The 26297-nt window shown below is 36.0% G+C and carries 28 protein-coding genes and 1 pseudogene; 20 read left to right on the top strand and 9 right to left on the bottom strand.

What is annotated here, in order from left to right; translation table 11 throughout:
* Positions 1–117 precede the first annotated feature (117 nt).
* From B0I22_RS02260 to B0I22_RS02210, 11 genes and pseudogenes are all read left to right on the top strand, one after another.
* Positions 118–420, top strand: a complete 303-nt coding sequence (locus B0I22_RS02260; protein WP_133942986.1) for a helix-turn-helix domain-containing protein — start codon at positions 118–120, stop codon at positions 418–420.
* Positions 410–1639 (top strand): DNA cytosine methyltransferase, encoded by a 1230-nt coding sequence (locus B0I22_RS02255; RefSeq protein ID WP_133942985.1) that lies wholly within the window; start codon positions 410–412, stop codon positions 1637–1639. Before B0I22_RS02260 ends, B0I22_RS02255 begins: the two co-directional genes overlap by 11 nt.
* On the top strand, positions 1639–2877 hold the full coding sequence (locus B0I22_RS02250) for a hypothetical protein (RefSeq protein ID WP_133942984.1): 1239 nt from the start codon (positions 1639–1641) through the stop codon (positions 2875–2877). The genes B0I22_RS02255 and B0I22_RS02250 overlap by 1 nt, the downstream gene beginning before the upstream one ends.
* Before the next feature lie 2 nt (positions 2878–2879).
* Positions 2880–3335 (top strand): hypothetical protein, encoded by a 456-nt coding sequence (locus B0I22_RS02245; RefSeq protein ID WP_133942983.1) that lies wholly within the window; start codon positions 2880–2882, stop codon positions 3333–3335.
* Positions 3336–3495: 160 nt separating this feature from the next.
* Positions 3496–4281 carry a GLPGLI family protein gene (locus tag B0I22_RS02240; RefSeq protein ID WP_133942982.1) on the top strand — a complete coding sequence of 262 codons (786 nt, stop codon included), beginning with the start codon at positions 3496–3498 and terminating at the stop codon, positions 4279–4281.
* Positions 4282–4446: 165 nt separating this feature from the next.
* A pseudogene (locus tag B0I22_RS02235) lies at positions 4447–5004 on the top strand (AAA family ATPase).
* A 111-nt stretch (positions 5005–5115) separates the two neighbouring features.
* Positions 5116–5724 (top strand): hypothetical protein, encoded by a 609-nt coding sequence (locus B0I22_RS02230; protein ID WP_133942981.1) that lies wholly within the window; start codon positions 5116–5118, stop codon positions 5722–5724.
* 73 nt (positions 5725–5797) lie between these two features.
* Entirely contained in the window at positions 5798–6631 is an 834-nt protein-coding gene (locus B0I22_RS02225; RefSeq protein WP_133942980.1) for a helix-turn-helix domain-containing protein, read from the top strand.
* A gap of 63 nt (positions 6632–6694) precedes the next feature.
* Positions 6695–8155: a serine hydrolase domain-containing protein gene (locus B0I22_RS02220; RefSeq protein ID WP_133942979.1), complete on the top strand. Its 1461-nt coding sequence runs from the start codon at positions 6695–6697 to the stop codon at positions 8153–8155.
* A gap of 91 nt (positions 8156–8246) precedes the next feature.
* Positions 8247–8864 (top strand): hypothetical protein, encoded by a 618-nt coding sequence (locus B0I22_RS02215; protein ID WP_133942978.1) that lies wholly within the window; start codon positions 8247–8249, stop codon positions 8862–8864.
* Between the two features lie 112 nt (positions 8865–8976).
* Positions 8977–9168 carry a hypothetical protein gene (locus B0I22_RS02210; protein ID WP_133942977.1) on the top strand — a complete coding sequence of 64 codons (192 nt, stop codon included), beginning with the start codon at positions 8977–8979 and terminating at the stop codon, positions 9166–9168.
* Positions 9169–9220: 52 nt separating this feature from the next.
* Here B0I22_RS02210 and B0I22_RS02205 read toward each other — a convergent pair whose 3' ends face one another.
* The gene (locus tag B0I22_RS02205) at positions 9221–9604 is read right to left on the bottom strand and encodes a winged helix-turn-helix transcriptional regulator (protein WP_133942976.1); all 384 of its coding nucleotides are present in this window, start codon (positions 9602–9604) and stop codon (positions 9221–9223) included.
* 138 nt (positions 9605–9742) lie between these two features.
* On the opposite strand from B0I22_RS02205, the gene B0I22_RS02200 reads away from it, so the two are divergent.
* Together B0I22_RS02200 and B0I22_RS02195 are read left to right on the top strand one after the other, a co-directional pair.
* Positions 9743–10060 carry a Cif family virulence factor gene (locus B0I22_RS02200; protein WP_133942975.1) on the top strand — a complete coding sequence of 106 codons (318 nt, stop codon included), beginning with the start codon at positions 9743–9745 and terminating at the stop codon, positions 10058–10060.
* A gap of 127 nt (positions 10061–10187) precedes the next feature.
* The gene (locus B0I22_RS02195; RefSeq protein WP_133942974.1) at positions 10188–10616 is read left to right on the top strand and encodes a hypothetical protein; all 429 of its coding nucleotides are present in this window, start codon (positions 10188–10190) and stop codon (positions 10614–10616) included.
* An 80-nt stretch (positions 10617–10696) separates the two neighbouring features.
* On the opposite strand, the gene cphA is transcribed toward B0I22_RS02195, so the two are convergent.
* The gene (gene cphA / locus B0I22_RS02190; protein WP_133942973.1) at positions 10697–13327 is read right to left on the bottom strand and encodes a cyanophycin synthetase; all 2631 of its coding nucleotides are present in this window, start codon (positions 13325–13327) and stop codon (positions 10697–10699) included.
* Between the two features lie 357 nt (positions 13328–13684).
* On the opposite strand from cphA, the gene B0I22_RS02185 reads away from it, so the two are divergent.
* The 5 genes from B0I22_RS02185 (at position 13685) to B0I22_RS02165 (ending at position 16881) form a co-directional block, all read left to right on the top strand.
* Positions 13685–14593 (top strand): cyanophycinase, encoded by a 909-nt coding sequence (locus B0I22_RS02185; RefSeq protein WP_133942972.1) that lies wholly within the window; start codon positions 13685–13687, stop codon positions 14591–14593.
* 103 nt (positions 14594–14696) lie between these two features.
* Entirely contained in the window at positions 14697–15539 is an 843-nt protein-coding gene (locus B0I22_RS02180) for an isoaspartyl peptidase/L-asparaginase (RefSeq protein WP_133942971.1), read from the top strand.
* A 26-nt stretch (positions 15540–15565) separates the two neighbouring features.
* Positions 15566–16285: a hypothetical protein gene (locus tag B0I22_RS02175; RefSeq protein WP_133942970.1), complete on the top strand. Its 720-nt coding sequence runs from the start codon at positions 15566–15568 to the stop codon at positions 16283–16285.
* A gap of 9 nt (positions 16286–16294) precedes the next feature.
* Positions 16295–16636 carry a DUF2752 domain-containing protein gene (locus tag B0I22_RS02170; protein ID WP_133942969.1) on the top strand — a complete coding sequence of 114 codons (342 nt, stop codon included), beginning with the start codon at positions 16295–16297 and terminating at the stop codon, positions 16634–16636.
* Positions 16633–16881, top strand: a complete 249-nt coding sequence (locus B0I22_RS02165) for a hypothetical protein (RefSeq protein ID WP_133942968.1) — start codon at positions 16633–16635, stop codon at positions 16879–16881. The genes B0I22_RS02170 and B0I22_RS02165 overlap by 4 nt, the downstream gene beginning before the upstream one ends.
* A gap of 589 nt (positions 16882–17470) precedes the next feature.
* On the opposite strand, the gene B0I22_RS02160 is transcribed toward B0I22_RS02165, so the two are convergent.
* Positions 17471–18454 (bottom strand): PLP-dependent cysteine synthase family protein, encoded by a 984-nt coding sequence (locus B0I22_RS02160; RefSeq protein ID WP_133942967.1) that lies wholly within the window; start codon positions 18452–18454, stop codon positions 17471–17473.
* Positions 18455–18769: 315 nt separating this feature from the next.
* Positions 18770–19999 (bottom strand): ABC transporter permease, encoded by a 1230-nt coding sequence (locus B0I22_RS02155; protein WP_133942966.1) that lies wholly within the window; start codon positions 19997–19999, stop codon positions 18770–18772.
* Positions 20000–20003: 4 nt separating this feature from the next.
* On the opposite strand from B0I22_RS02155, the gene B0I22_RS02150 reads away from it, so the two are divergent.
* Entirely contained in the window at positions 20004–21200 is a 1197-nt protein-coding gene (locus tag B0I22_RS02150) for an exo-beta-N-acetylmuramidase NamZ family protein (protein WP_133942965.1), read from the top strand.
* 46 nt (positions 21201–21246) lie between these two features.
* Here the strand turns inward: B0I22_RS02150 and B0I22_RS02145 are convergent, their stop codons facing one another.
* From B0I22_RS02145 to B0I22_RS02135, 3 genes are all read right to left on the bottom strand, one after another.
* Complete coding sequence (locus tag B0I22_RS02145) at positions 21247–21933, bottom strand: outer membrane beta-barrel protein (RefSeq protein WP_133942964.1); 687 nt, start codon at positions 21931–21933, stop codon at positions 21247–21249.
* A gap of 169 nt (positions 21934–22102) precedes the next feature.
* The gene (locus B0I22_RS02140; protein ID WP_133942963.1) at positions 22103–22699 is read right to left on the bottom strand and encodes an OmpW family outer membrane protein; all 597 of its coding nucleotides are present in this window, start codon (positions 22697–22699) and stop codon (positions 22103–22105) included.
* Positions 22700–22793: 94 nt separating this feature from the next.
* Complete coding sequence (locus B0I22_RS02135; protein WP_133942962.1) at positions 22794–23237, bottom strand: 6-pyruvoyl trahydropterin synthase family protein; 444 nt, start codon at positions 23235–23237, stop codon at positions 22794–22796.
* A gap of 102 nt (positions 23238–23339) precedes the next feature.
* Here B0I22_RS02135 and B0I22_RS02130 point away from each other — a divergent pair, with 102 nt between their 5' ends.
* Positions 23340–23807: a hypothetical protein gene (locus B0I22_RS02130; protein WP_133942961.1), complete on the top strand. Its 468-nt coding sequence runs from the start codon at positions 23340–23342 to the stop codon at positions 23805–23807.
* A 12-nt stretch (positions 23808–23819) separates the two neighbouring features.
* On the opposite strand, the gene B0I22_RS02125 is transcribed toward B0I22_RS02130, so the two are convergent.
* Positions 23820–24665, bottom strand: a complete 846-nt coding sequence (locus B0I22_RS02125; protein WP_133942960.1) for an alpha/beta hydrolase family protein — start codon at positions 24663–24665, stop codon at positions 23820–23822.
* A 51-nt stretch (positions 24666–24716) separates the two neighbouring features.
* A complete protein-coding gene (gene hemN / locus B0I22_RS02120) occupies positions 24717–26075 on the bottom strand; it encodes an oxygen-independent coproporphyrinogen III oxidase (RefSeq protein ID WP_133942959.1) in 1359 nt (452 codons plus the stop codon).
* Between the last annotated feature and the right edge of the window lie 222 nt (positions 26076–26297).

The following is a 26297-nucleotide window of genomic DNA, read 5'->3' as shown; positions in this document are numbered from 1 at the left end:
AGTTATCGTTTAATATAAAAAAACAACAAGCAAGTAGCACATTTTTCCAATACCCAACAATACAATCAAAATATTTCATTACTTTTGACCAAAATTAGACAAGTACAAAATTAGACAATGACACTTGGACACAAAATAAGAGATTTAAGGGAGCAAGCTGGACTTAAGCAGAGAGAATTAGCTTATCAACTCGGTATTGGAGAAGGTTTTCTAAGTAAAGTTGAGAATGATCAGAAACCCTTAAAAAGAGAAGATTTAACTAAGTTGAATGAACTCTTTAAAACACCAATTGAAGAATTGGAATCATTGTGGCTAGCTAACAAAGTTTATTCTATTGTTCGAGACGAAGAAACCGCATTATCAGCATTGAAAGTTGCTGAAGAACAAATCACTTACAACACTTTAAAAAATGGAAAATAAAATAATTGATACAATGCCCGCAGAAATTTCAGTTGTTGCAGAACCTCAACTCAACATCTATGGAGAAGTTGAACCAGATGTTTTAGAAAAAAGTGCTTGGGACAAGTCCGTTAGAGTTGAGGAAAATGGTTACTATTGGAAAAAAGACCCTGTTTTTACCAAAGGTGGAGAAATGCCTAACGACAGACCAATAATTGTTGAATTGTTTTGTGGATGTGGCGGGACTTCAATGGGATTTGAAATGGCTGGTTTTGAAGTTGTTTTGGGCTGTGATATACACGCCCCATCAATTCAAACATTCAAAGCAAACCACCCCAATTGTTCAACAATTTTAGGGGATGTTAAAAAAGTTGACCCACACACAATTAAGGAATTACTTAATGGTAGACCTTTAGACGTAATTATTGCAGGAGTTCCTTGTCAAGGTTTTTCATTAAACAATAGAAAGAGACACCAAGAAGATGATAGAAATTTAATGTACAAAGAGTTTGTCCGTTTTATTGAGATACTGCAACCTAAGGTTGTAGTTTTAGAAAATGTATCTGGAATGAAAAGTACAGGTAATTTTGTAGAGGACATAGAAAAAGACCTTTCAAGAGCAGGTAAAATGACCGTAAAAAGCAAATTGCTTTATGCTCCAGATTACGGTGTTCCTCAAAAAAGGAGCAGACTAATTTTTGTTGGAATCAGAGACGAAGAATTTGATTTTAACTTAATTCAAAAGACCCACGGTCCTGAAACTGGAAAACCTTATGTAACTATTAAAGATGCCATTGGTGATTTACCTTCATTAAAGCCAAAAGAAACAAAAAAGAAATATAAAACAGAACCTTTTTCAGAGTATCAGGAACTTATGCGATTAAATACAAACGGTTTTGTAGAGTGTCATACTGCTCCAAATCATCCAAAGGATACAATCGAAAAAATCAAAAACACCACACCAGGTGAACCAATGTATCCAAAGTTTAAACAGAGGATTCGGCTGGCTTGGGATATTCAAAGTCCAACACAAGTTTCAGGAGGAATTAGACCTCAATTTCAATTTGGACATCCAGAAGATGCAAGAGGTTTGACAATTCGTGAACGTTGCAGAATTCAAAGTTTTCCAGATGATTTCATAGTTAAAGGCGGAACTGTTCAAGGACGAGTTCAAACTGGAAATGCTGTTCCACCATTATTGGCAAAAGCCGTTGCCCTCGCAATTAAAAAATATTTATAATGAACTATAGAATATGGTACAGTACTGAGCCATTTGCCGATTTTGTTATTGACAATACACAACTCAGAAATAAAATTTTTGTAAAGAAAAAAATGTATGAAAGTGATGCAAATAATGCGAAGAACTTCCATACGATGCCTGACCACATAAAGAAAATCCTTTATTTGGACGCACCAGATTTAATTGTAGAAATTGACCACGAGCCAATATTTTCAATTGAGGTTTCCACCGAAGCTGGTACAGGTCATAATGTATTTCAAAGATTTGCAAGATTAGCAGCCTCTGTTGAAAACAATGTGCCTTCATTTTACATTTATCCAGAAGCAGTAATTATTCATAGACAAAATAGTTCTAAGTGGGATAAAATTAATCCTTTAATCTTCAAGGCATTGGAACACGTAATGTCCATATATAATATTCCTTCGCTGTTTTACTATTTCCCTTCTGACTACAGAGAGTACAAAGATAATCCTATGGATTGTCCTAATTTGAGAGAAAAGGGATTAAAATATGATAGTAACAGGAACTATTCAGGAAGCCCACTTGGTACAGATGAAGAAATGGTAAAAATGTTTACCGCAATAAATGAAATCATTTCAATTAACGAAAGACACGGGGTGGTTAAAGGGCGTGAAAAATTATTGGCAAACAGAGATATACTTGAGAGAAAGGATTTAATGCAAAGCGAATACTCTGATAAAGAAGGAAATTTGTCGATGTCTCCACTTTCTGCTACTCAAATAATTCCAACTTCATATATCTTAAATTATTTGTCACAATATGAAAATGCTAATTATGAAATTGGAGAGCTTTTGAGAAGTAGAGAAAATACATTAGTTTATCAAGTAGATTCAAGGACGTTTAGATCAGACCCATATGCTGGATGTATAGCTGCAATTGATTATCTTAAATGTAGAGAAGGAAAAACATTCGAAGAAAGAAGATATAATTTAATAACCATTTGGGGAAAACTAATTGTTAATGAAGAAAATCAAACCATAATTATCACTACTGAAAACGGAAGTACAATCAAATCACTTGCAGATTCGGTAAAATCAAGCGAGTCAAAAAATATTTTGACTAAAGATTATGTGGATTTGAAAAATCACGAAATTCCTAGATATTTTATGCAGATGCGATATGGTTCTACATTTTCAAAAACTAAAGTGGTTAGAATTTTTGCATACTTTGCTGATGCAATTTTATTTCCAGACGGAGCTTTATGGAGAGACGCTTAATAATGAGAGAAGAAAGAGTTACAATAAACTTATTGAATTGGCTTGAAAGTAATGGTTGGAAAATTATTTGTTATGATTTTCCTCAAAGTGGTACGGGCGTATTGCTACACCCTAATTCAGAAGAAAACAGAACTACAAGAAATAAAGGTGGTATAATTCCAGACATTTTAGCAACTAGAAATTCTGTTGCATTATTCTTTGAAAACAAAGATAGGTTTCTACTATCTGACTTTGAAAAATTAAAGGAAATAAAAACCTTAGGCAACTTCTCAAATTCTTTGAACACAATACTATCAGATTTTAATGTAACATCAATTTATTATGGAATTGGAATACCAGCAATCGAAAAACACATTAAAAAATCTATGGAAAATATTAATGGAATAGACTTTTTAGTTAGCACAATTGTAAATGGAGAAGTACAAATAAACTTTGACGAAAACAAAGTCCTTCCCTAATAATCACAACCCCGCTGGCGCAAGCGTCCCGCTAGTACACTACTCAAATCTTCAAAGCTATATTAATTGCAAGAGGATACGAACCAGAGCCTCGCAACAGCGACAGAATTGAAATACCTCAATAGCGTTAGCAAATATTTTAAACAAACACCCGTCACAAATGAAATTGATTATCTTTTTTCTTGGAATTTCTACCTTTTGCTTCTCGCAAAAATTTAGTTTTATCTACGAAACAAAATACAAACTGAATTCAGAAAAACCAGATGAGGTGAATTCTGAGAAGATGATTTTGGACCTCAAAAATAATATGTCGATTTTCAGAGATTCGCTAGACCGAAAATCAGATTCAGTAAGGTTGAACAATGGAACCGGAAGGTTTAAAATGGGTGTTGAAAACCAATTGTATGTCAAAAAGAATCTTGCTCAAAAAAGAATTGAAAAAGTGATCACTTATTTGGGAACAGATTATCTCCTTCCAGTTGAGGACGCATTGAATTGGAACATAAGTTCTGAACAAAAAGTCATTGGAAACTATCAATCTCAAAAAGCGGAGACTATTTATGGCGGGAGAACCTGGACTGCCTGGTTTACCACAGAATTGCCTTTTTCTGATGGTCCTTATATCTTCAGTGGTTTACCTGGGTTGATTGTTTCTATTCAGGATTCAAACAATGACTATTCATTTAATTTGATAGAAGTCCAAAAAGGCAATAATATTTTTGATGCACGAAAGAAAACAGTAAAAATCGATTGGAAAAAGTATGAAACACTTGCAAGATCCTATTTTAATGATCCATTTGATATATTGTCAAAAGGGTGGAAAACAGTGACATTCACCGACCCAAAAGGTAAGACAATGGATATTTCTGTAAAGGTTAAAGAAATGCAACATCATATTTTACAAGAGAATAACCCGATTGAATTGGATCACAAAATAAACTATTAATAAAACTTCTATCAACAAGGGTTTGGCAATAGCAAGCGGAAAGTTATCAGTTCATGTTTTTTGCTTCGGTTCAATTTTTATTTTAGTTGAAGGTTCAACTTCGGTTTGCCCACCATCGCCAAGCCCCGAAACGTCAGCTTCAACTATACCAGACACGACAAAAAAATGAAATTACGAAAGGACAATTGTTACGTTATTACAGGTGGGCCTGGTGTTGGCAAGACAACACTTTTGAATGAATTAGCAAAACACAAATTCAAAATTGCGCCTGAAAATGCCAGAGAAATCATTAAACAAGAAATAGCCAATCATGGAGATGGACTTCCTTGGAAAAACAAAGCACATTATGCCTCTTTGATGTTAGAGGCTGCCTCTGAAAGCTATAACGCTGTCCCTAGAAATGACTCCGAAATTTACTTTTTCGACCGTTGAATTTTAGACACAATTTGTTATGCTGATATGATTGGAATTGGTATTTCTAATGAAATGGATAGCCTCGGTAAAAATTTACTTTACAACAAAAAAGTTTTTATTCTTCCGCCTTGGAAAGAAATTTATCAGACAGACAGTGAACGAAAGCAAACTTGGGAAGAAGCAATATTTACGTTTACAAAAATGAAAGAAACGTATTTAAAGTATGACTATAAACTAATTGAAGTTCCACAAGACACTATTCAAAATAGAGTGAATTTTATCCTTAATAATATAAATAGCAGTCGCTAAATCCGCTACCGCGAGCATCGCGCTCGTGCAATACTTAAAACCTTTGTAGCAATATTAATTGCAAGAGGATACGAGCCAGAGCCTCGCACCAGCGACCGAATAGAATGACCTATGACAGACGAATTTAGAATTTTAGTGGACTTTGCAGAAGGAAAGCTGTCAAGCAAAGACTTCGAGCAAGAGATCTATACCAACAAAAAATTGGAAGCATTGCTGTCAAACGAAACCGTCGATTGGTCAGGCACTTATCTTCAAGATTCCAGCCCATTTCTATTTTTGGCGGAACAAAATTACGACAGTGCAGACGGACGACTGAATGCACAAGGCGCAGTCCAATTGTTTTTGAAGAAGATGAATATTGAAGTTCAATCAACCAAGCAATATTCAGAAGACTACGATTTGTTGCTTGCCACAAGTCCAAAATATCTTGACATCCAACCTGACTTTTTTGAAAAATATATTTTGCCAACAGACCGATCATTATCCAAACCTGACAAGAAGCTGATGATCAAGAAAACCATTGCAGAACTTTTCAAATATCAAACAAAACCGCCAAAATGGATACAAAACCCCAATTGGCTGATTAAAAATAACAAACCTCTGTATTTTTTAGGTCAGGTGGATATCAAAAAAAGCGACTTGTTTCACGACGATGGCAGTGTTTATTTGTTTGCAGACACAGAAACTGGAAGTATTGAAACCGTGAAACAATTTTACTGAAAAGTGGTGAATCCGAATTTAATCGGATATTTGCACAAACAGTTAGTTGGGCTCCAGCAGCCAATGGCAATCTATGAAAATAAAAGTCTTTTCCCCTTCCACTCCTTTGCTTAAAAAATACATCGAAAGTATTTATATCCTCACCCATACCGCTGAAGAAAAACCCGCCAAGTACATCACTTTCCCCTCAATTTTTACCATTGTATCAAGCAGTGAAAAATCGAGAGCGATGACTAAAAACAATCAATTAACAATCAGAGAATGCCATGACAATGAGGTGGAAACCAATTTGGTGTCTGATTTCAACAAGCCGGTGTATGTGCAATATGAAGGGAAGATAAACGAGATTACAATTTATTTCAAACCATTGGCGATTAATTCATTTTTGGAGAACAACTTAAGCCATTACAACAGCTCCAACTTTTCCCAATTTTTACCTTTTGAGGATTATAGAAAAGCAATGATTAACATTCTTTCTTTGCAAAATGACACCGAAAAAATTGAGGCCGTTGAAAGATATTGGTTGTCAAAATTAAGAGGATTTCATCATAATTTCCTTGAGACCATTTTGTCTGAAATGATGGGTGATGACAATGACGCTTTAACGATTACAGAATTGTGCAAAAAAAATAATATCTCGCGCACCACATTGAACAAACATTTTGACAGACATATCTGCAAAACACCATCCGAATTCAAAAAGATATTGAGATTCAGAAATGCGGTTAACAAATATGCATCAGATAAGGCAAAAAACAACTTAACGGATATCGCCTACAGTGTTGATTATTTTGACCAGTCGCATATGATCAGGGAATTCAAATCAGTGACTGGGTTGTCGCCCAAGGTTTTCTTTGAAAAAACGACGGCGCTGGAAAAAAAACAAATTCATTGGCTGTTTTTATAGGCAGGTTTACAATTGTACAATTTTTACTTTTGGGCTTGCAGTAGTTTTGTCGCTTAATCAATAATGAAAACCCTTATGACCATCCGTCAAATCTATTTTTCTACAGCTGTCTTTCTGATAGCTTTTTTGCAACCTATTGCAATCCAATCACAAAATTTGAAAAGCATCGTTGACCCGATAAAGACCCACTTAAAAAACCTTGAAAAAGAAAATAACCTAAGCGGCGTCGTTCTCATTGCAAAAGACGGCAAGCCAATTTACAGAGAAACATTTGGCTTTTCCAATTTGCCGGATCGTGTTAAAAATAAACCGGACACGAAGTTCAATTTAGCTTCTATCAACAAGATGTTCACCGCAATCGCTATTATGCAATTGGTGGAATCCGGGAAAATTTCGCTTCAGGATAAAGTAGGAAAACATCTTACCGATTATCCCAATAAAACGGTTGCCGACTCAGTGACCATCCATCAATTATTGACGCACACTTCCGGGATGCGCAGTTTTTGGGAGGACTATGACAAGCGTGCAAAAGTCAACTTCAAAACAGTTTCTGATTATCTTCCGTTGTTTGTAGATAAAAAACTTGCCTTTGCGCCGGGTAGTGACTTCTATTACAGTAATTCCGGATTTATGGTTTTGGGATTAATTATTGAAAAATTGTCGGGTCATAATTATTTTGATTACGTCAAAGAACACATCTACAAACCTTCAAAAATGATTAACACGGATGCTTACGAATTGGATAATGCCATTCCAAATTTAGCGACCGGCTACACTATGTCATTGGAAGAACCAGGGCAATGGAAAAACAATATTTACTCAAATTTAGCCAAAGGAACGCCTGCTGGTGGTGGCTATTCAACAGCAGACGATTTGCTGAATTTCGCCAATGCTCTACAAAACAATATTTTATTGAGTAAAGAAAGTATAACCCTTTGTACATCGGGCAAAGTGAAGTACAGAGAAGGAATGTATGGCTACGGATTTGAAGAAAACAAAATCAACGGGCAACGAATCTTTGGACATACCGGTGGACACGATGGTATTGCTTGCGAACTGATGATCTATCCGGATTTGGGCTACACTGTTGTCATTCTAACCAATGGAGAAGTCGAGAATTATTGGGAAGCGAGTAATCTGATTAAAAAACAATTGATAGGTTCAACACCATCCATTGACAATTTCTTTTATACTAAGGATATTATCAAAACCATATCCAGCAAAGGTTATGAAGCCGGTATTAAGGAAGTAGAGCTCAACTCAAAGAAATATTCTTTAAGAGAAAATCTGATTGAGAGATATGGTTATAAGTTCTTGTTCGAAAAAAAGACCAATCAGGCGATAGATTTATTTAAGTTAAATCTTCACTTTTTTCCCAACTCAACCAATGGTTATTATTACATCAGTGAGGCCTATAGAGTCTCAGGTCAAAAAACGCGAGCTATTGAATATATGAAGTTATACCTTGAAAAAGAACCGGAAGATAATGAGGCTCAATTGAAGTATCAATTACTGATGAAATAGTAATAGGCAGAGCAACAACGAGGAGAAATAGATGGTTGTGATAATAATTGATTTTGCTTACATTAGTTTTATCAATTCATTAATCCTTAAAATGAAAATAAGTCTTTACCTCTTCGTCCTGCTCTCGGTCTTGCTTGTGGCAGATTGTGTGCTGTTTTACAAATTCCAGATGAGCCTGGCGGGCTATCACAGTGATATTATTCTGTTTTGGAGTTGGCTGTTGATGAGTTTGTTTGTGATAGTTGTCTATTGGAAAAAGCTGATCGCCAAGATATTTTTGGGTTTGATGGTTCTCGCAATTGTAGGAAGTGTCCTGATGATGGGACTTCCACTCTACACCCTGATGCTCTCTATGACCTCAGCCGGACTGCATCTCAAAAAGGATTTGAACGAAAAGTACCGTGCTCAAATTGTAGGTTATGGCGTGATAGTTCATCCTTGGATAGAAATCATCGAAAAACAAGGATTGCTGGAGCAAGTGATTTACAAGACCACCGAAATGGACATCGAACGATTGAAAAAGGAGCCCATCAATGTGAAGTATGATGCACTGTTGCGACCGGAATTGAGAATCAGTCAAGCGAAGAATATCATCCTAAGCAAGGAAACCGACAGCACCATCGCCATCACCCTCTTCTACGGCGGACCGAATAAGACGCTGACTTTTGACAAGACCAACAAAAGATTGATTTCTAAGGTGGAGAAGTAATCGGAAGGAAATAATTGGTATTTTAGTGCGACCGAAGTTTCATTAAAATTAATTATCAAAACTTTACTGAAACTCCTAAACAAAACGATTTTAAAACTAAAACTTTAAAACCATGGAAAAAAGCAAAGCCCCAATTTTCACAATGAGCATCGTAGCCATCATCGTTGGCGCAGCATTATACAAGCAAATTGATTTCAAAACGATGACTATTGAGAAACCTGCGTTGTCTGTGCTTTATGCAATTACTTTTTTGTTTGCGGTTGCGGTTCTGGTGAGAAATTATCGGAAGGGCGCAGAAAAATGATACGCATAGAATTTGATTAATAAAACCGCCTTTTTACAGTGGTTTTTTTGATTCAGACTTCAGAATTCTCCGGACTTTCGGAAGTATATTTTTTCATAATCACAGATTTCAAACGATCCTCATTCTTGTCACCCCAATTTCCTAAAGTTGAAATAACGGGAATCAAAGTCTTCCCAAAATCAGTCAGACTATACTCTACTTTTGGCGGAACCACAGGATAAATGACCTTCGATACCAATTCGTGTTCTTCCAATTCTTTCAGTTGAATATTCAGAACGCGTCTGGTAGCATCGGGAATTTTTCGCTGCAATTCGCTTGGACGCTGATGTCCTTCGTTGATAAACCAAAGCAGACGCATTTTCCATTTGCCGTAGAGCACTTCGCCAATCAAATCGAGACCGCAATTCAGGTTCGGTAAAATCTTTCTTTCATACATAAGAGCAAAATTAAGCCTATGTTCCAAATTGTGCAATAGGGGAAAAATTTATCCCTATTTGAATCGTAATTCCGTAATTGTGCAATGTCGTGGTATGTACGAAATTTGCGCAATCATAACCTACTTAAAATAAAACATATGAACTTACCAAACGTACTTACAAAGCTTGCAGAAGCACAGAACAACTTTGATAGTGCAACTTATGCCGATTGTTTTTCCGAAAATGCCGTAGTGTTTGACGAAGGAAAAACACACAACGGAAAACCCGAAATCCAACAATGGATCCAAAAAGCGAACGAAGAATACCACGCCACAATGAAACCTTTGGAATATTCTGAAGCTGAAGAAATCTTGAGAGCTGAAGTTTCAGGGAATTTCCCGGGAAGTCCGATTGTTCTATCCTATCATCTTAAGATTGATAATGATTTGATTACATCTTTGAAAATTACTGGTTAAGAATCTTATTAATATTAATGAAAAACCGCCCATCAATTGCGCGGTTTTTCGGTTTTATGTTTTGAGGAAATTATTTTGGCTTAATTACTGTTTCATTAGCATTATCAAATTGTAAAATGTTTCAGCTATGAAAACGGTTTCACAAAAGATGGGAATCAAAGAGAATGCAAGAAGTTATTTTGTTAATGCGCCCACAGAAGCTATTGAATCATTAAATCTCCCCAATATTGATTTGAAAAAATCTCTGACCGGAGAATTTGATTACATTCATTTGTTTGTCAAAAAACAAAAAGAGCAATCGGAAATATTTCAAACATTAAAAGATCATTTGAAACTAGATGGAATGCTTTGGGTCTCTTGGCCAAAAGGCGGACAGCTGGACACCGATCTAGCGTTACCCAAAGTCATCAAAATTGGCTATGAATTCGGGTTGGTAGAAAGTACTTGCTTGAGCGTGAACGAGATCTGGTCTGCTTTGAAATTTACCCATCCAAAGAAAGGAAAAATATACAATAACAGCCACGCAAAACTGGAATCCAGGACAACAAATCGATAGAAATGAGGTTGTTTAATAAAATCCATAAAAACAAAAAACCGCCCATTAAATGAGCGGTTTTATTATTTCAAATTTCAAGATTAGTACACATTCCCTTCGTCCTGAATTTCCCTTGCCTGATATTCCTGAACCAATTCTATCGCGTTGTTGATAACGTCGCTGAGTGCTGTGATGAAAGTTCCTTCTTCCGCCAGACTCATCGCATGTTTCAACGCATCGATTTCTTTCGGGATGCATTCGTAGCTTACCGCTTTGTCCACACTTTGAATGCCTTCTATGATAAGTCCGTTGATTTCGTCCTCGGCTCTACCTCTCAGATGTTTTTCGTTTCTGATGATGATGTGATCAAACATTCTCGCCGCAATCATTCCACACTCACGGATGTCGCCGTCTCGTCTGTCGCCAACGCCGGAGATAATTCCTATTTTCTTGTTGGATTCTACGTTTTTCAAATAATCTTCAATCGCTTCATAACTTGCCGGGTTGTGTGCAAAATCAATCATCACTTTGAAGTTTTTGAATTTAAAAATATTCAGTCGTCCTGGCGTGAGTTGCGCACTTGGGATGAAAGTATTCAATGCCAAAGCGATATTTGGAATTTCAAAGCCGTAAACATAAGCGGCCAATGACGCTGCTAAAACATTAGCAATCATAAACTTCGCTTTTCCTTCCATCGTAATCGGGATATTTTTCACCCTTTCGATTCGGATTTTCCATTCTCCTTTTTTGATGGTTACAAAACCTTCTTCATAAACGCAGGTAATTCTGCCTTCTTTCGCAAATTTTTTGATGTGCGGATTATTCTCATCCAGACTGAACAAGGCTACCTTTGAGCGCAAATCGTCCGCCAGTCGCATAGAATATTCGTCGTCTGCATTCAAGATGCACCAGCCGTCTTTTTTCACACTGTCGAGAACCACACGTTTCACACGCGTCAAATCCTTAAGATTGTGAATATCACTAATACCTAAATGATCTTCTTTAATATTCGTCAAAACACCGATATCACAAGTTCCGAAACCAAGACCAGAACGCAAAATTCCACCTCTCGCCGTTTCCAAAACCGCAAATTCCACCGTTGGATCTTTGAGGATAAATTCTGCCGACATTGGTCCTGTCGTATCTCCTTTTTGGAGCAATGTATTTTGGATATATATTCCGTCAGACGTTGTAAATCCTACTCTTTTTCCATTATTTTTAACGATATGTGCGAGCAATCTTGTGGTCGTCGTTTTTCCGTTGGTTCCCGTCAAAGCAATAATCGGAATTCTGAATTCTTTACCTGGCGGATACAGCATATCTACAACTGGCGCCGCAACGTTTCTTGGCAAACCTTCACTTGGTGCCAGATGCATTCTGAATCCCGGTGCAGCATTTACTTCCAGGATTGCGCCTCCACTCTCTTTCAAAGGTTGGGTCAGGTTTTCCGCCATAATATCGATGCCGCAAACATCCAATCCGATGATTCGGGAAATCCTCTCTGCCATCTGTACATTTTCCGGATGTATCATATCCGTCACATCTATGGAAGTTCCGCCTGTGGAGAGATTTGCTGTGGATTTTAAGTAAACTATTTCTCCTTTTTGAGGAATGGTTTCCAGCGTGTAATTCAGTTTGTCAAGAAGTTCGTTGGTGTCTTTGTCCACATCAATTTCGGTCAAGACGTTTTCGTGTCCGTAGCCTCTTCTTGGATCTAGATTTTCTTTGTCTATCAGTTGTTGAAGATTCAGTTCACCGTCTCCAACCACGTGTGCCGGAACTCTTCTTGCCGCCGCAACCATTCTGTGATTGATGACCAAAACACGGAAATCAAAACCTGTAATATATTTTTCTACGATCACTTTTCGGGAATATTTCTGAGCATATTCCAATCCTATCAAAGCTGTTTCGTAATCTTTAACATTAATGGAAGCGCCCTTGCCGTGATTCCCATCCAAAGGCTTCAAAACCAAGGGATAACCTATTTTTCTAATGACAGATTGCAAACCATCTTCATCCACCACCAAATCTCCGGAAGGGACAGGAATGGCAGCATCTTCCAACATTTTTTTCGTAAGTTCTTTGTTGCACGCGATATCTACCGCAATACTACTGGTATTCCCGGTAATGGTTGCCTGAAATCTCTGTTGATTGATCCCATAACCCAATTGAACCAAAGAGTTTTTCCCCAATCGGATCCAGGGAATTCTTCGGGAAGCAGCTTCTTCCACGATACTGCCCGTGGAAGGACCTAGTCTCTCTCGCTCACGGATTTCTTTTAAATTTTGAATACAGTCATTAATATCATATTCAGAACCGTCGATCAGGCATTCTGCAATTTTTACGGATTCTTCTGCGGCGTAGATTCCCGCTCTCTCTTCTATATAATTGAAAACCACATTGTAAACACCAGGCGTTTTGGTTTCCCTGGTTCTTCCAAAGCCAACATCCATTCCTGCTAATGTTTGGATTTCCAACGCAATATGTTCTATCACGTGTCCCATCCAGGTTCCCATTTCTACCCTTTTGAAGAATCCGCCTTCGCAACCTTCCGAGCATCTGTGGGAAATCAACGATGGTAAAAGTTTTTCTATTCTTTCTCGGAATCCATCGATCTTATTAGTTGGAAAGTGTTCTGTTTCTTCCAGATCCAAACGCATCTGAATTAATTTTTTCCTTGTAATGCTCCAGATATTCGGACCTCTCAGAACTTGTATTTTTTCGATTTTCATATAAAAAAGTAGATGTTAGATATTTCAGATTCTAGATATTAAACTAAAATTCAATAGTTTAAAAATAAAATACGGGAAGATTCCCCTATCTCTTCAAAACAATGTTTTAATTTCTTTTAAAATTCTAGTTTATCAAAGATAATAGAAAAGCATTTAATTAAAGAAAAATCATAAATAATTATTTTACTATAAAACAAATTCTTTATCATTTATTCAAAATTATTAAGAATTCTTTAATTTAAAACCTGCTTTTACATCAATTAACTCATTAAAAATGAAAAGTTTAAATTAAGCTTTCTAATTTTTACGTCTTTATTATGAGGTATATTCTATTATGATTTATTATTTTTGTTAACTATGAAATCAAAAGGAAAACTAGTCATCATTGGAGGCGCTGTAAACAAAGGTAGTTTTACAGAGACCAGTTTTGACCAAAACGTCGAAAAAAACCTCAACTTTTTTGAACGAGGCATCCTCAGAAAAATCATCGATGAATCTAAATCAAAAGAAGATTCTACCATCGAAGTCATTACGACTGCTTCTCAGATTCCTGACATTGTTGGACCAGAATATAAAAAGGCTTTCGAGTATCTTGGAATTAAAAATTGTAATATCCTTGATATTCAAAATCGTGAACAAGCGAATAGCGATGCGATTGTGGCAAGAGCCAATGCAGCTGATGTCGTAATGTTTACTGGTGGCGACCAACTTCGTCTAACCTCGATTCTTGGCGGAACCAGATTCCACGACGCCATCTTGACCAAATATCAAACCGAAGACTTCATCTACGCCGGAACTTCTGCCGGAGCTGCTGCTGCTTCTGAAAATATGATTTACCAAGGCTCAAGCTCTGAAGCGCTATTGAAAGGCGAAATAAAAACAACACAAGGTCTTGGATTTATAGAAAATGTGGTTATCGATACGCATTTTGTGCAACGCGGGCGAATCGGAAGGTTGTTCCAAGCGGTTGTAAGCAATCCGAGAACTTTGGGAATTGGGCTGGGTGAAGATACAGGATTGTTCATCGAAAATGATACAATGACGGCAATTGGTTCCGGGCTTGTCATCATCGTGGATGGACTTCAAATCAAAGATACAAATTTGACTAATGTTGATCTTGGACAACCTATTTCTATTAAAAATTTGGTTGTGGACGTACTTTCTATGAATGATACTTTTGATTTGAAATCAAGAGAAATGAATATTGTCAATTCTCAGTACAACCCAATTCCACAGGTAGTTCCGAGTAATTATACTAGCGACTAAAACACTTCGAATCCGCTCAGTGTGACAAATCGTAATTACAGTTCATAATTTAAGATTGTCAGCCTAAGGTTCTCGAAGACATAAAAAATAAATTTCCATAACAATGAAAATAATCATCCACGGCGGTTTCTTCTCAGAAAGCAACCAAAGCAACGAAGTGAAAGTTGCCAAACAAAACTCACTGAAAGCCATTGCAAAAAAGTCCTACGATTTTCTTCAAAATAATTCGGCTTTTGATACGGTTGCTTACGCGGTTTCGCTTTTGGAAGATGATGAACTTTACAATGCAGGGATTGGTTCGCAAATCCAAAGTGATGGAATTATCCGAATGAGCGCGGCGATTATGGATGGCAAAACGCAGAAAATGAGTGGCGTGATTAATATCCAAAATGTGAAAAATCCGATTTTCGTCGCGAAGGAATTGATGAAAGAAGACGATCGCGTTCTGGGCGGAAATGGCGCAAAACAATATGCAACAAAACACGGCTTCGAAGATTTTTCACCTGAAATTCTACAACGAAGAAAGGAATACGAAGAGAAACTAAAAACTGGCGGAAAAGGAACTGTTGGCGCTGTTGCGATTGACAAAAATGGAAAATTGGCAGTTGCGACTTCCACGGGAGGAAAAGGTTTTGAAATACCTGGAAGAATCTCGGATTCTGCGACGGTTGCAGGAAACTATGCGAACCAATTCTGTGCGGTAAGTTGTACTGGTGTTGGAGAAGATATTGTGAGCAATGCGACTTCAGCAAAAATCGTGACGAGAGTTACAGACGGACTTACGATCGAAAATGCCTTTGACAGAACCTTTGTAGAATTGAAAGAAATTGATGGTTTTGCTGGCGCGATTGGAATTGATTCTGAGGGAAATATGTTCCATCAGGATTCTTATCCTACGATGGTTTTTGCAAGTTTTGATGGGGTTGATTTTGAGGTTTTTGGGTAGTTGAATATCAAATCAAAATCCTTATTATGAAAAAAAAATTATTGCTTATTTTAATTTTAATAATCAATATTTCAAAAGCTCAAAAATGTACAAATATTAGTCAGACAGTAGATTCGCAAGGTATTTTTAGAATCAAAACAAATGATAATATTGTTATTGACAAGAATAAAACTTTTATTGAAATTGATGAACTTGTTGAAGTTGAAAATACCAAAATTCAAGCTGACTTCATAAAATTATTCCCAGAAATAATTAATGATAAATGCATCAACATCAATTCAAAAAACCCTTCTAATTTCCCTTTTACAATATGCAGAGATTTTGTAAACTTTGAAAATCAAGACAAACAAGTAGCCTATATGAAAGGAAGTTTTGACTTAGTAAATAAATCAAATGACTGGTATTTTTTCAAAGTAAAAGCTTTTGAATATAGCGGTTATTATGTTTTTAATTCTAAAGACAAAAAATTTTATTTCTTTGAGACCAAACCCTATGTTTCCTCTGATAAAAAAATGATTTATTCCTTTTCACAAGATAATCATCGATTTCAACTTAGTTTACTCAAATCAAATTTCAATAGTCAACTGAATTATGAAGTCTCGGGAAAATTTGCTGTTGATAAAATTAAAGCTTTCAAACACTTTGATGATTATGGTTTAATTATCGAATTGGATAAAAAGAAATTGGTGATTGGAAATGATATTTTAGACGCTGAAGAATGTAAGTTAAAATTGGAGATCACATAAACTCAGTTGATGAACCTCACCCAAAAAAATCACAAAAACCAAGAGCTCAAAAACGCCATCAAAATTGTTTGGCAAATCTCAGGTGTTTTGTCTATTTTGATTTTACTGATTCTGTTTTTTGTGGATGAAAACCTGATTCTCTCAAAAATGCCAACTTGCGAGTATCAGAAAATCGGAAAAGAATGTTTCCTCTGCGGATCCACACGAGCTTTCATTGAAATTAAAAATATGAATTTTGAAAAGGCTTGGTCTTTAAACAAATTCAGTTTTTTCATTTTTGGAGCATTGTTCATCAACGCCATCTTATGTTTAAAAACAATTATTAAAAAATATATAAACACAAAACTATGAAAACAGCAAGTCTCGTAATGGGAATCTTAGCCATCTTTGGGATGTTATTGGGATTTATCCCTTGTTTAGGATCATTTAATTGGATCAACATTCCTTTCTCATTGGTTGGATTGGTCATCAGCATCGTAGCCTATGTACAAGACGACAATCTCCCGAAAAACAATGCTACCGCAGGAATTATAATGTGCGCAACGGCGGTATTTTTAGGATTCATCAGATTGATTTTGGGTGGTGGAATTTTGTAATTTATTTTTTTGAAAATTGATGAAGTTATTTTTTGAAAATATTATTAACCTAAAACGTTGAACACCTACGGAGTTCCGTTTGATTTCTTCATTTTTTCTACAAACATATTGCTCCTACGGAGCATTTTTCATTCGTAAAATTTAATATCATTAATTGATTATCATATATTCCTCTACAAACATTTTACTTTTCTTGGAGCACTTTCATTCATAAAATTAATAAATCAATTGACTCTCAAATTTTTACACAAAAAAATCGTTTGGAGTTTTTTTATTTTGGTAAATCCTGAAAATCTCGCATCATATTTATTTTAAATTGCAATACTTAAATGCTCCGTAGGGGCAATGTGTTTGTAGAAATTTTGTTCTAATAATTCCTAATTCAGCTCCGTAGGAGTGGTATTTAATGCATTTAATAATAGAATTCATATTATTAAGAGTTTAGGTTCGTTAAAAAAAACAATTTTTAAATCCAACAAAAAAGCGAGCTAAATCCTCCTACTGATAAAATAAAACCGTCTTGCTTCAAAACAAGACGGTTTTATTATTTATCATTTATCATTTATCATTGATGATTTATCAATTATAGTTAGTCCAGCCAACCCATTTCCTTCATCCAATCGTCGTTGTAGATTTTCCCTACATAACGGCTTCCGTGATCGTGTAGTAAAACTACAATCACATCATCTTTCGTGAATTGGTCTTTCATCTGAACCAAAGATGCCATCGCACTTCCCGCAGAGTAACCACAGAAAATCCCTTCTTCTTTTGCCAGTTTTCTAGCATAGATTGCACCGTCTTTGTCCGTCACTTTTTCGAAATGATCGATAACGCTCATATCGTAATTTTCAGGAAGAATATCTTCGCCAATGCCTTCTGTGATATACGTGTAAGCATTTTCCAAATGAATCTCACCGGTTTCGTGAATCTCCTTTAGGATTGAACCGTAAGTATCAACACCAATCACCTTGATGTCTGAGTTTTTCTCTTTGAAGAATGTTCCACAACCTGTAATCGTTCCGCCCGTTCCAGCTCCAACCACAAAGTGCGTCAGTTTTCCTTCGGTTTGTTCCCAGATTTCTGGTGCTGTACTTTCGTAGTGCGCTTGTCTGTTGGAAAGATTGTCATATTGATTCACATACCAGCCGTTTTCTGTTTCTTTCGCCAATCTTTTTGAAACTGAATAGTAAGATCTTGGATCTGTCGGCTTCACGTCTGTTGGACAAACAATTACTTCTGCACCAACTGCACGCAGAATATCACATTTTTCTTTAGATTGTTTGGAGTTGGTTACGAAAATACATTTGTAACCTTTTTGAATTGCTACCAAAGCCAACCCCATTCCTGTGTTTCCGGAAGTTCCTTCGATGATTGTTCCGCCTGGTTTTAGACGACCATCTTTCTCGGCGTCCTCGATCATTTTGAGCGCCATTCTGTCTTTTACGGAGTTTCCTGGATTCGTAGTTTCAACTTTTGCCAAAACCAAAGCTGGAAAATCTTCTCCCAAAACTCTGTTAATCTTGACAAGTGGCGTGTTGCCAATGGTTTCTACGATGTTGTTGTAATATTTCATAATTTTTATAATTGATGATTGATAGTTGATAAATGATTTGCGATGATTGAAGAATCAATGATTATTTATCGTTTATCTGATATTTCTATTTGTGTTTAATTTGTAATTGGTTCTAAATAATAACTAATAATGTTTTTATATTGAATCTGCAACCCGGCTTGAGCGGAAATCCTTTTTTGTGGCTGGAAAAGCGACGGCAAAAAGATTGGGAGCGGAAGACGGAAATAGTTGCCCAAATTACATTAATTATTTTTAATTGTTTGATTGCAATGATAATTAATCAATAATCATTTATCAACTATCATTATTTATATTCTAACTGTACTTAATCGCTTTCAATGGTGATATTCTACTGATTAAATAACTCGGCAAAATCATCGCTATCCCTGAAACAATAAAGATGCCGACGGAAACTGCAATAATGTAAACCGGATTGAGATCTACCGGAACTGTACTGATGAAGTAATTTTCTGGATCCAATTTGATGAAGCAGGTATATTTTTGAATGAGCAATAATCCCAATCCAATTGCATTGCCCGCGAACAATCCTGGAACCATAATCAACAAAGTGTAATTGATAAAAATGGATCTGATTTGCGCATTGGAGGCACCCATTGTTTTCAAAACACCAATGGAATTGGTTCTTTCGATAATCAAAATCAGGAGAACCATAATGATGTTGATGACCACCACGATCAGCATTATTGCAATGATCAAGGTGATATTTTGATTAAAGATATTGATCCAATCCAAAATCTGCGGATATTTTTCGGTTACTTTTTCTGCATAATTTCGGTAACCGATGTACTGCTCAATCTGAGGAAATGCGTTGTCTATTTTGTCTGTATCATTAAGGAAAACATCCAATCCGCCAACTTCATTTTCGCCCATATTCATCACTTTGCGAACGTGGTTGATGTCGCCAATCATATAAAGATCGTCCACGAGTTTGATGTCGGTTTTGTAGATTCCTTTGATGAGAAATTTTCGGTAAATCGGTTTTTGATCTTCTTTGGAAAAAATGGTGACAATGCTGTCGTTTGCTTTCAGGGAAAGATCGTTGGCAATTTTTTCGGAGAGAATAACTTCATTATTATAACCATCTTCTTTGTAATCGGGAATGCTTCCAGAAACAATAAACGGCTGGAATCTTTCTTTATCAAAATCTTTCCCAACGCCTTTTAGGATGATGCCTGCGAAGTTGGTTTCTGTTCTCAAAATTCCGCTGACCGAGGCGTAGGATTGCAAACCAGCAACTTCCGGAATCTGCTTCAGTGCATTTACATCCAAACCTTTTGTGTCCAGAATCGAAGAATTGTACGACGAGTTGGAACGTGTCGATTTCACAGAAACATCACCACTGAAATTGGAAATTCTGTTTTCTATGGCTCTTTTGGAACCCAGACCTGTGGAAATCGTAATCAAGGAAACAATGATGCCCAACGCCACAGAAAGCCTGCCGATGTGGACGATCACTTTGGAGAGATTATTTTTGTTATCTTTGGAAAACGCTATCTTTTTCGAGAAATATAACGGAAAATTCAAATCAATGATTTTAAGCCTCAAAAATAAAACTTTAGTTTTTATCCTGCTAATTTATTTTAGTTCAATCCCATTTATTAAATGTCAAAGTCCATCCAAAGACTGTTTTGAAACGGCCACCGACAGACCGGAGCTTTATCTTCCGCTTTTGAAAAATAAAAACGTCATCGTCGCAGCCAACCAAACCAGCCTTTTGAAAAATAAAAAACATCTGGTGGATTTTTTGGTTGAGAATGATATTAAAATAAAATCCATCTTCGCCCCAGAACACGGCTTCCGCGGAACTGCAGATGCTGGCGAACACGTGAAAAGTGGCATTGACAAAAAAACTGGATTGCCAATCGTTTCGCTCTACGGCGACAACAAAAAACCAAAAGCAGAATATCTGAAAGGCGCCGATGTGATTTTATTTGATATTCAGGATGTTGGTGTGAGATTTTACACTTACATTTCGACATTGTCTTATATAATGGAAGCAGCGGCAGAAAATAACATTGAAGTGATCGTTCTCGACAGACCAAATCCGCACGATGGCTATACCGATGGACCAATGATGAAAAATCAATGGAAAAGTTTTATCGGTCTTCATAATGTTCCCGTGGTTTATGGACTTACAATCGGTGAATATGGAAAAATGGTAAACGGAGAAAAATGGCTTAAAAATAATGTGACCGCAAAATACACTTTGATCCCGATGCTAAATTATCATAAGCAAAAAAGATATGGCGTTTCTGATAAACCTTCGCCAAATCTGCCTAATGATAAATCCATCAACCTCTATCCAAGTCTTTGTTTTTTTGAAGGAACGCAGGTTTCTGTGGGACGCGGAACGGATTTACCTTTTCAAGTTTATGGAAGTCCTTGGACGAAAAATTTCGCTTATCAATTCACGCCAAAACCTACTGAAGGGGCAAAAGACCCTTTCCTGAACGGAAAATTATGCTACGGCGAAAACCTCAGTCAATATTCGAAAGACCTGCGACAACTGAATCTCGAATGGCTTTTGAAATCCTATAAAGATTATAAGAATCCACAACAAGATTATTTCCTGAAAAATCTCTTCTTTGATAAACTCGCAGGAAGCGATGAACTCAGAAAACAAATGATCGCCGGAAAATCGGAAAAAGAAATCCGCGAAAGCTGGAAAAATGACCTTGAGAATTTTGAGAAAATAAGACAGAAATATATTGTTTATCCAAACTAAAAAAACCTCGCGATTGCGAGGTTTTTTATTTTATTAAAAGTAAAAATTATTTAAAGAAAAAAGAAAAACCAGCGTTGACACCGAAAGTATTCTTGGTTGTTTTTTCCTGATAAGTACCATTTTGAACAAAGCCTAGACGAGGAGCATCATATACATAACTCGGAAAATCCTGGTCGTAGAAAGCTTGATTAAATGTTACGCCCAAATCGATTCCGATAGATGGTGTGATTAGATAAATAATTCCTGCTTTTCCTTTCCAAGCATAACCCTTTTTTTTGAATTCGTTATCCAAAGAATAATTGCTTTCGATTTCATACAAATCAAAACTTGATTTTATTGAAGCTAAACCTATACCCGCTCCCAAATAAGGTAACACTTTTTTACCTGAATTGAAATAATAAGTGACAGTCGGCATTAGATAAAAAATATTAGATTTATATTTCATATCATAGGAGTATCCCCAGTGGTATTCTCTTTCTTTGGTAGTTTCTGAGTTTAATCCAAAATCAATTCCTACAGCCAAGTTATTGATTACAAAATAGCCAACAGAAGGAGTCACTGCAAAAGATGTAACCTTTGGCCCATCTGATGAATTCCCGTTAGTTTTATACTTTGTCGTCGAATTATTAAATCCTATTGCAGTAGATCCACCCGCAATCCACGAACCTTTTTCTGTCTGGGCATTTATCAAACCGAAGACTAGGATTGCACTCGCTAATAATATTTTTTTCATAGTTACAATTTATATCTGCAACTTAAAGATTATTTTAAGATGGAACAAAACGATTAATGATAAGTAAACATTAATTTTTATTCTTTTTACAATTACGAAGAAAATCGCAGCAGACATAAAAAAAACCTCGCAAATTGCGAGGTTTTCGTGTTATAAATTTTGGCTGAGATTATTTCAAGAAAATAGAAATACCTGCGTTAACACCAATTTGGTTTGATTTCAATACTAATTTGCTGTCTTCTCCATTTTTAAGACTTCCTCCCATATAAGAAAGACCTAAATCGATACCAACAGTTTGGTTTAATAAGAAAACAACACCTCCTTTTCCTTTCCAAGCAAAACCGCTGAATTTATCACTATCATCATCACCTTCTTTTTGAGAAGCGAAACCAAGTCCTACTCCTAAATATGGAAGAACTTTTGAATCAGATTTAAAATAATAAGTTCCTGTAGGCATTATCGCAAAAGTACTAGTTGTAAATTTATCATCAGATCCAACACCATCATATTTTTGTGTTGTGGAGATAAAAGAAGCATCTAAACCAACCGCAATTTTGTTAGCTACAAAATAAGCTACAGATGGAGAAAAACCAAAAGTCGATGTTTTGAATTTTCCATCTCCGCTTTCTCCGTCATATTCAACTTTATCTGTACGGTTGTTAAAACCTAAGTTTGTAGTTCCACCAATAACCCAAGATCCTTTTTCTGTTTGAGCATTCATTGCTCCGAAAAGTGCAAATGCACCAAGAACTAATAATTTTTTCATAGTTTGTTAAATTTAAGGATGCAAATGTATTAATTTTTATTAAAACACCAAATATTCAACAAAAAAAATGTTAAAAATTATTTAAAATGGAAATTTAATTTTCCTCAGCCAGCCATTCGCCGTAGGAATTTTCGGTTTCGTGAAGTTTGAGATAAGCCAATTGAACTGAGGCTGGAAGCTTGGATTGGATCTTTGAAGCGATGTCGTAAAGCATATTTTCGCAAGTCGGTTGGTAATCACAAAAGATAACTCGGTGACCTTGGTTTTCCAGACTTTCACCCAGCAATTTGTGAGGAGAAGCGCCGTTTACCATCACCGCGTGATCCCAAACATCCACAACTTCTTCTTTCACGATTTTCTTAATATCACCAAAATCCACCACCATTCCGTTCTTTTGATTTTCCAAATCGTTGATAGGATTTCCTTTTACCGTAACGAATAATTTGTAGGAATGGCCGTGCATATTCTTGCATTTTCCATCATAATTGTAAAGTACGTGTGCCGTCTCGAAAGTGAAAATTTTTGTAATCCTAATCATAGTGCAAAGATAATTAAAAATCTGTTTTTATAATTTTAGTTAAAGATTTGTTGTCGTCTTTTGGAATGCCTACTTTTGTTAAGTAAAGACACAAACATTATAATGAAAAAAACATTTCTCTTTCTCAGTCTAATTTCCTCAGTCTATTTCTATTCTCAAGATTATTCCGGACTCAACAAAATTCTTGAAAAAATCGAGCAAAAAGGCAAAAAAATAAAAGATGCTTCCAGCTATGACATCAAAGGTAAAAAATTTGTTTTGGTAGAAGATTTTGAAGATCACGGCGAGCGTCATATCTTGGAATTCAATGCTGATGGGACTTTAACAATGATTGAACTGATAGATGACAAAGCTTCTGGCAAATCTTTTTCCAATATTTTCACAGGCGATTATATCCGAAAAAGAAATGCAATCTCTGTGAGAGCCAACTTCCTTGAAGGCAAAAAAATCGCAATGCCAATCTCAAAAAATCTTTATTTGATGAATGCTAGCGACATTTGGTATTTGAAGGACATCAACAACAGCAAACGTTGGATCGAGAACAATAATTTGGTAAAAAAGAAGAAGTAAATTGGCGTTTGGCTATTTGCCTTGAAAATTATTTTCCTTTAGAAAATCAATACAAATTTCTACAGCTTCACTTAATTCTTTTGATAAAGAATCGCTTTCCCAAGGTTCTTTTGCACCGAAAGTATGACCTGCATTTTCTATAATTTCGAATTGAGAATTATTTGTCCAATGATGCAGATTTTCGGAATGTTTTGATTCCACCGCTTCATCAGCCGAACCGTGGATGAACAAACTCGGAATTATCAGATTTTTGCAAGAATTTTCAACGTCAAATCTTTCCTTATTGTTTTCATAATCCTCAAAAAATTGAAAATAATGTGGAAGTTGTTGCTTCGTTCTGGCGTGTTCTATATAATAAACACCATCTTTTTTCCAGTTTTCAAAATCTTCGTTTTTTGGAAATCTGTCAAGTGTAGAAATGCTCGCTAGCGTTATTAGTTTGGTAATATTTTTATTTTCTGAAGATTTGATAACAGAAACGCCTCCACCTCTACTGTGACCAATTAAAATAATATTATTGGAATCAACTTCTTTTTGATTTTTGAAATAATCAATCACAACTTCCAAATCTGCTAATTCTTTCGAGAAATTATTTTGACCAAAAGCTTCTAAATCAGCAAAGTTATTTGGATCTTCGATTGTAGTTCCGTTATGCGACATATTGAATTTAACAAAATAGAATCCAGCTTTTGCAAACTTTACTCCCATCAATTCCCACACGCCCCAATCTTTGTAACCTTTGTAGCCGTGAACAAAAATTATTAAAGGAAGTTGATTTTCAGTTTTATGAAAGATTGCGTCTGCAAGAAAATCTTTTTCACCTTTTAGAACAATATTTTTTTGTTTGATTAAGTTCATTTGAGATTGTATTAAAATAAAAAAGGAAGTTAATGAAACTTCCTTTAGATATTATATCGTCATCGAAAAAATCCGTGTTTCCGGTTTGTTTCTCAACATTCTGAGGTCAAAAACCATTGCAACATTTCTTGTAAAAGCTCTACCCTTTTCTGTGATTTTAATTTTACTATCAAAGATTTCAACTAATCCGTCAGATTCCATTTCTTTCAATTTTTCAATTGAATTTCCAATCTCAGGGAAAGAATTTTGCAAATCCCAACTGGTTTCCAATTGACACATTAGATTCAAAATATGTTTTCTAATTTTCAAATCTTCATCATCCAAAATATGACCTCTGAAAACAGGAATCTGTCCTTCTTCCACCAACTTTTGATATTCCTCAACAGTCTTAACGTTTTGTGCAAATGCGTACCAAGAATCAGAGATTGCAGACATTCCCAAACCAACCATCAATTGGGTTTTGCTGGATGTGTAACCCATAAAATTACGGTGCAACTTGTTCTGAATCAATGATTGATAAAGATCGTCGTGCTCCAAAGCAAAATGATCCATCCCGATTTCTATGTAACCAAGTTCTTCCAATAATTTTTTTCCGTCTTCATAAAGTCTTCTTTTTTCGTCGCCACTTGGAAGGTCATTTTCATCGAAACCACGCTGACCAACGCCTTTTACCCACGGAACGTGCGCATAGGAATAGAAAGCCAATCGGTCTGGTTTCAGTACCATTGTTTTACGAATGGTGAATTCCATCGCTTCCCAGGTTTGGTGTGGCAATCCGAAGATGAGATCGTGGCTCACGCCTTTGTAGCCAATTTCTCTTGCCCAATTGGTCACATTTTCAACATTTTCGAAAGGCTGAATTCTGTTGATCGCCTTTTGAACTTTCGGATCGTAATCCTGAACGCCAAAACTTACCCTCGTAAATCCAAGATCAAACAAAGTTTGAAGATGCTGCTTGGTCGTATTATTCGGATGACCTTCAAAACTGAATTCCTGATCTTCGGCAATTTCTACTGTATCAAAAATGCCTTGTAAAAGTGTTCTCAAATTTTCTGGTGAGAAGAAAGTCGGAGTTCCGCCTCCAAGGTGAAGTTCTTTCAGTTTTGGTTTGTGATCGAACAATTCCAAGTACAATTTCCACTCTTTCAAAACACTTTCCAGATATGGAATTTCTACAGAATGTTGCTTCGTAATTCTCTTGTGACAAGCACAAAAAGTACAAAGCGCCTCACAAAAAGGCAGGTGAATATAAATGGAAATCCCTTCCTCAGAATTGCTTTCCGAGAAAGATCTTATCACTGAGCTTTTCCAAAGATCTGCGGTAAAACCCTCCTCATTCCAATAAGGAACAGTCGGGTAAGAGGTGTAACGCGGACCTGGAATATTATATTTGTCAACTAAAGAATTCATTGGGGCAAAGTTACAAAAATTGAGTTTGGAATGAATTTGAATTAGGATGACTTTTGATTGGTAGTTTCTATAACGGATGTCCAAATTTGTATAAAACGACAAAATCCATAGCCCCGATAGGTACGGCATCCTTTTTTGCTTTTTGGTACAAACTTTCTTTTGATGACCAAACGTTGTGAAAGCAAAAAAGATATAGTGGATAGCGGGATTAAGCTTCTAATA

The organism is Epilithonimonas xixisoli (genome assembly GCF_004365655.1).
Classification (GTDB): domain Bacteria; phylum Bacteroidota; class Bacteroidia; order Flavobacteriales; family Weeksellaceae; genus Epilithonimonas; species Epilithonimonas xixisoli.
This window is presented reverse-complemented; position numbering and strand designations above follow the sequence as displayed.